Source organism: Undibacterium sp. GW821-FHT11B02 (genome assembly GCF_058808955.1).
In genome coordinates this window covers 1-6,003 of record NZ_JBXASD010000027.1, presented here as the reverse complement: position 1 = coordinate 6,003, position 6,003 = coordinate 1, and the positions used below count along the sequence as shown (strand labels likewise).

The window sequence follows — 6,003 nt, the reverse complement described above, 5'->3', positions numbered from 1 at the left end:
AAGCTGACGAAAAGAGCGATTGGATAGATTGCGGAAAGAGTTGGTGGCTGTGAATACGGTGCAACAGTTTAGCGAGCTTGAGAGAGCGAAGAGAAACGAAAAGAGTTGCAGGTGTTGACAGGGGAAGTAAAGTGCTTCATAATCTCGTTTCTCTGCTGCTGACGCACACAACGCTGCGACGCAAAGCTGGATAAATAAACGATCTGGCGGGGCAGAAAAGAATACGGTTCTTTAACAATTAACAGTCAATAAATGTGGGCACTTTGCGAAGCGCACCAACTAAGTAATTAGTTGGAAATGCTTAAATAATATAGCAAGTGTTCACAAGAAATAAAGCAAGACGATGATTTAGCAATAGATCATTGAACTGTCAGTATTTTGAGTGAGCGATGTGTCAGTCACATGACACAGACAAGAAATTGTCACAAAACAGAGATTAAACTGAAGAGTTTGATCCTGGCTCAGATTGAACGCTGGCGGCATGCCTTACACATGCAAGTCGAACGGCAGCGCGGGGCAACCTGGCGGCGAGTGGCGAACGGGTGAGTAATATATCGGAACATACCCTAGAGTGGGGGATAACGTAGCGAAAGTTACGCTAATACCGCATACGCACTAAGGTGGAAAGCGGGGGATCGCAAGACCTCGCGCTCATGGAGTGGCCGATATCTGATTAGCTAGTTGGTAGGGTAAAAGCCTACCAAGGCGACGATCAGTAGCTGGTTTGAGAGAACGACCAGCCACACTGGAACTGAGACACGGTCCAGACTCCTACGGGAGGCAGCAGTGGGGAATTTTGGACAATGGGGGCAACCCTGATCCAGCAATGCCGCGTGAGTGAAGAAGGCCCTCGGGTTGTAAAGCTCTTTTGTCAGGGAAGAAACGGTGGTTTCTAATACAAATCATTAATGACGGTACCTGAAGAATAAGCACCGGCTAACTACGTGCCAGCAGCCGCGGTAATACGTAGGGTGCAAGCGTTAATCGGAATTACTGGGCGTAAAGCGTGCGCAGGCGGTTTTATAAGTCTGATGTGAAATCCCCGGGCTCAACCTGGGAACTGCATTGGAGACTGTAAGGCTAGAGTGTGTCAGAGGGGGGTAGAATTCCACGTGTAGCAGTGAAATGCGTAGATATGTGGAGGAATACCGATGGCGAAGGCAGCCCCCTGGGATAACACTGACGCTCATGCACGAAAGCGTGGGGAGCAAACAGGATTAGATACCCTGGTAGTCCACGCCCTAAACGATGTCTACTAGTTGTCGGGTCTTAATTGACTTGGTAACGCAGCTAACGCGTGAAGTAGACCGCCTGGGGAGTACGGTCGCAAGATTAAAACTCAAAGGAATTGACGGGGACCCGCACAAGCGGTGGATGATGTGGATTAATTCGATGCAACGCGAAAAACCTTACCTACCCTTGACATGGAAGGAATCCCGAAGAGATTTGGGAGTGCTCGAAAGAGAACCTTTACACAGGTGCTGCATGGCTGTCGTCAGCTCGTGTCGTGAGATGTTGGGTTAAGTCCCGCAACGAGCGCAACCCTTGTCATTAGTTGCTACGAAAGGGCACTCTAATGAGACTGCCGGTGACAAACCGGAGGAAGGTGGGGATGACGTCAAGTCCTCATGGCCCTTATGGGTAGGGCTTCACACGTCATACAATGGTACATACAGAGGGCCGCCAACCCGCGAGGGGGAGCTAATCCCAGAAAGTGTATCGTAGTCCGGATTGTAGTCTGCAACTCGACTACATGAAGTTGGAATCGCTAGTAATCGCGGATCAGCATGTCGCGGTGAATACGTTCCCGGGTCTTGTACACACCGCCCGTCACACCATGGGAGCGGGTTCTGCCAGAAGTAGTTAGCTTAACCGCAAGGAGGGCGATTACCACGGCAGGGTTCGTGACTGGGGTGAAGTCGTAACAAGGTAGCCGTATCGGAAGGTGCGGCTGGATCACCTCCTTTCTAGAGTAGCGCGTAGTGAAGTGTCCACACTTATTGACTGTTAATGATGAATAGAGAACACAGGTAAGAGATCATGTTCCCGAAAGGGGGATTAGCTCAGCTGGGAGAGCACCTGCTTTGCAAGCAGGGGGTCGTCGGTTCGATCCCGTCATCCTCCACCAAGATTTGGTAGAAGTCGCAGGAATCGGGTCTGTAGCTCAGTTGGTTAGAGCACCGTGTTGATAACGCGGGGGTCGTTGGTTCGAGCCCAACCAGACCCACCACCAGATCTCGACAGTGCAAACGTAAGTCAGCGAATGTAGAGCAGTCAATGCTACATAATAAAACGTTGAGATTTAGGTTTGTACTTTCAAAGCGAAAGACAATAGTAATAAGTAGTTCTCGTTCTTTAACAATTTAGAAGAAGTAAAGTAGAAATAATCAAAATTATTTCTGTAAAGAGAAGTCAGCAACGACAGTTGCTGATGGAAATTATGGAAGGGTTGTGATTGTATCGAACAAACAAAGTATTAAAAAGAGTTTGAAAAGCTGTCGAAAGACAAGTTTTAGAAAAAATCAAATTCCTTGAGATACGGCAAACGCTAAAGTAATACTCATAAGTAGTAAAGAACTATAACCGCGTTTTATAAGAAGTTTAGTTGGTTTTGAACTAAAAATCATCTGGCTCTGCCAGGGATTTTTACCTGATTAAACCACATCAAAGTAGGTTTTTACTTTGATGTGATTATAGAAGCTAAAGTTATAGGGACAAGTGACTAAGTGCACATGGTGGATGCCTTGGCGATATCAGGCGATGAAGGACGTAGTAGCTTGCGATAAGCTGCGGGGAGTGAGCAAACACACATTGATCCGCAGATTTCCGAATGGGGAAACCCGGCCGTAAGGTCATTGCAACATGAATACATAGTGTTGCAAAGCGAACGTGGCGAACTGAAACATCTAAGTAGCTACAGGAAAAGAAATCAACCGAGATTCCCAAAGTAGTGGCGAGCGAAATGGGAACAGCCTGCAAGATTTAGCATCTTTAATAGTAGAACGGATTGGAAACTCCGGCCATAGAGGGTGATAGCCCCTTATACGAAATTATCGGTGTGGAACTAAGCTTGCGACAAGTAGGGCGGGACACGTGAAATCCTGTCTGAACATGGGGGGACCATCCTCCAAGGCTAAATACTCGATATCGACCGATAGTGAACCAGTACCGTGAGGGAAAGGCGAAAAGAACCCCGGGAGGGGAGTGAAATAGATCCTGAAACCGTGTGCATACAAACAGTAGGAGCGGACTTGTTCCGTGACTGCGTACCTTTTGTATAATGGGTCAGCGACTTACATTCAGTGGCAAGGTTAACCGCATAGGGAAGCCGTAGAGAAATCGAGTCCGAACAGGGCGAATCAGTCGCTGGGTGTAGACCCGAAACCAAGTGATCTACTCATGGCCAGGTTGAAGGTGCGGTAACACGCACTGGAGGACCGAACCCACTAATGTTGAAAAATTAGGGGATGAGCTGTGGGTAGGGGTGAAAGGCTAAACAAACTTGGAAATAGCTGGTTCTCTCCGAAAACTATTTAGGTAGTGCCTCTTGTATCACCGTCGGGGGTAGAGCACTGTTATGGCTAGGGGGTCATCGCGACTTACCAAACCATTGCAAACTCCGAATACCGACGAGTGCGAGCAAGGGAGACAGACATCGGGTGCTAACGTCCGGTGTCAAGAGGGAAACAACCCAGACCGCCAGCTAAGGTCCCAAAGTATAGCTAAGTGGAAAACGAAGTGGGAAGGCTAAAACAGTCAGGAGGTTGGCTTAGAAGCAGCCACCCTTTAAAGAAAGCGTAATAGCTCACTGATCGAGTCGTCCTGCGCGGAAGATGTAACGGGGCTAAGCTATACACCGAAGCTGCGGATATCAATTTATTGATATGGTAGGAGAGCGTTCTGTAAGCCTGCGAAGGTGACTTGTAAAGGTTGCTGGAGGTATCAGAAGTGCGAATGCTGACATGAGTAGCGATAATGGGGGTGAAAAGCCTCCACGCCGTAAGCCCAAGGTTTCCTGTTCAACGTTCATCGGAGCAGGGTGAGTCGGCCCCTAAGGCGAGGCAGAGATGCGTAGCTGATGGGAAGCAGGTTAATATTCCTGCACCGTCGTATGATGCGATGGGGGGACGGATCGCGGAAGGTTGTCCGACTGTTGGAATAGTCGGTTTCTGGTTCAAAGAAGGTGCTTAGGCAAATCCGGGCACATAATTCAAGGGACTGGGACGAGCGAATTAATTCGTGAAGCAATCGGAAGTGGTTCCAAGAAAAGCCTCTAAGCTTCAGTCATACGAGACCGTACCGCAAACCGACACAGGTGGGCGAGATGAGTATTCTAAGGCGCTTGAGAGAACTCGGGAGAAGGAACTCGGCAAATTGGTACCGTAACTTCGGGATAAGGTACGCCCTTGTAGCTTGACTGCCCTGCGGCAGAAGGGTGAAGGGGTTGCAATAAACTGGTGGCTGCGACTGTTTAATAAAAACACAGCACTCTGCAAACACGAAAGTGGACGTATAGGGTGTGACGCCTGCCCGGTGCTGGAAGATTAAATGATGGGGTGCAAGCTCTTGATTGAAGTCCCAGTAAACGGCGGCCGTAACTATAACGGTCCTAAGGTAGCGAAATTCCTTGTCGGGTAAGTTCCGACCTGCACGAATGGCGTAACGATGGCCACACTGTCTCCTCCCGAGACTCAGCGAAGTTGAAATGTTTGTGATGATGCAATCTACCCGCGGCTAGACGGAAAGACCCCATGAACCTTTACTGTAGCTTTGCATTGGACTTTGAATCGATCTGTGTAGGATAGGTGGGAGGCTTTGAAGCGTGGACGCCAGTTTGCGTGGAGCCATCCTTGAAATACCACCCTGGTTTATTTGAGGTTCTAACCTTGGCCCGTAATCCGGGTCGGGGACAGTGCATGGTAGGCAGTTTGACTGGGGCGGTCTCCTCCCAAAGTGTAACGGAGGAGTTCGAAGGTACGCTAGGTACGGTCGGACATCGTGCTAATAGTGCAATGGCATAAGCGTGCTTAACTGCGAGACTGACAAGTCGAGCAGGTACGAAAGTAGGACATAGTGATCCGGTGGTTCTGTATGGAAGGGCCATCGCTCAACGGATAAAAGGTACTCTGGGGATAACAGGCTGATTCCTCCCAAGAGTTCATATCGACGGGGGAGTTTGGCACCTCGATGTCGGCTCATCACATCCTGGGGCTGTAGCCGGTCCCAAGGGTATGGCTGTTCGCCATTTAAAGTGGTACGTGAGCTGGGTTTAAAACGTCGTGAGACAGTTTGGTCCCTATCTGCCGTGGGCGTTGGAAGTTTGAAGGGGGCTGCTCCTAGTACGAGAGGACCGGAGTGGACGAACCTCTGGTGTATCGGTTGTCACGCCAGTGGCATTGCCGAGTAGCTATGTTCGGAAGAGATAACCGCTGAAAGCATCTAAGCGGGAAACTCGCCTTAAGATGAGACTTCCCAGAGACTAGATCTCTTTAAAGGGTCGTTCGAGACCAGGACGTTGATAGGCTGGGTGTGGAAGTGCAGTAATGCATTAAGCTAACCAGTACTAATTGCCCGTAAGGCTTGTCCCTATAACCTTAGCAGGTTAGAGGCTACGACAAGTATTGTGAAGTGTTTGCGAAAAGAGAATTCGGAAGAATTCGGCTTGTTCGACAGCAGTCACAACCACCACAGTAAGCGATGGTCTCGCTTACTGTGATAAAACAAAATTCTTGATTAGTGCGAAGACTCACCTCTGCCGCACACTCTACGACACTTCTTCTGAATTGGATTTGTTGCTCCTCACAGCTCAACGTGAAGCACAACAAGTCAACAAGTTATGCCTGATGACCATAGCTAATCGGTACCACCCCTTCCCATCCCGAACAGGACCGTGAAACGATTACGCGCCAATGATAGTGCTGCAACCAGTGTGAAAGTAGGTTATCGTCAGGCTTTTATTCCGCATACCCCCAGTTACTTTACAGTGACTGGGGGTTTTGCTTT

General features: G+C 49.0%; 2 tRNA genes and 3 rRNA genes. All 5 read left to right on the top strand.

The annotated features are described in order from the left end of the window. Positions 1-438 precede the first annotated feature (438 nt). The 5 genes from AC1RVX_RS29905 to rrf all read left to right on the top strand — a co-directional run bounded on the left by AC1RVX_RS29905 (position 439) and on the right by rrf (position 5,952). A 16S ribosomal RNA gene (locus tag AC1RVX_RS29905) occupies positions 439-1,967 on the top strand. Between the two features lie 85 nt (positions 1,968-2,052). After that, positions 2,053-2,128 (top strand) — tRNA-Ala (locus AC1RVX_RS29900). A 25-nt stretch (positions 2,129-2,153) separates the two neighbouring features. Continuing rightward, positions 2,154-2,230 (top strand) — tRNA-Ile (locus AC1RVX_RS29895). A gap of 482 nt (positions 2,231-2,712) precedes the next feature. Continuing rightward, positions 2,713-5,588, top strand: a 23S ribosomal RNA gene (locus AC1RVX_RS29890). Positions 5,589-5,839: 251 nt separating this feature from the next. Continuing rightward, positions 5,840-5,952 (top strand): 5S ribosomal RNA (gene rrf, locus AC1RVX_RS29885). Together the 16S, 23S and 5S rRNA genes with 2 tRNA genes alongside form the textbook arrangement of a ribosomal RNA operon. Positions 5,953-6,003: the final 51 nt, after the last annotated feature.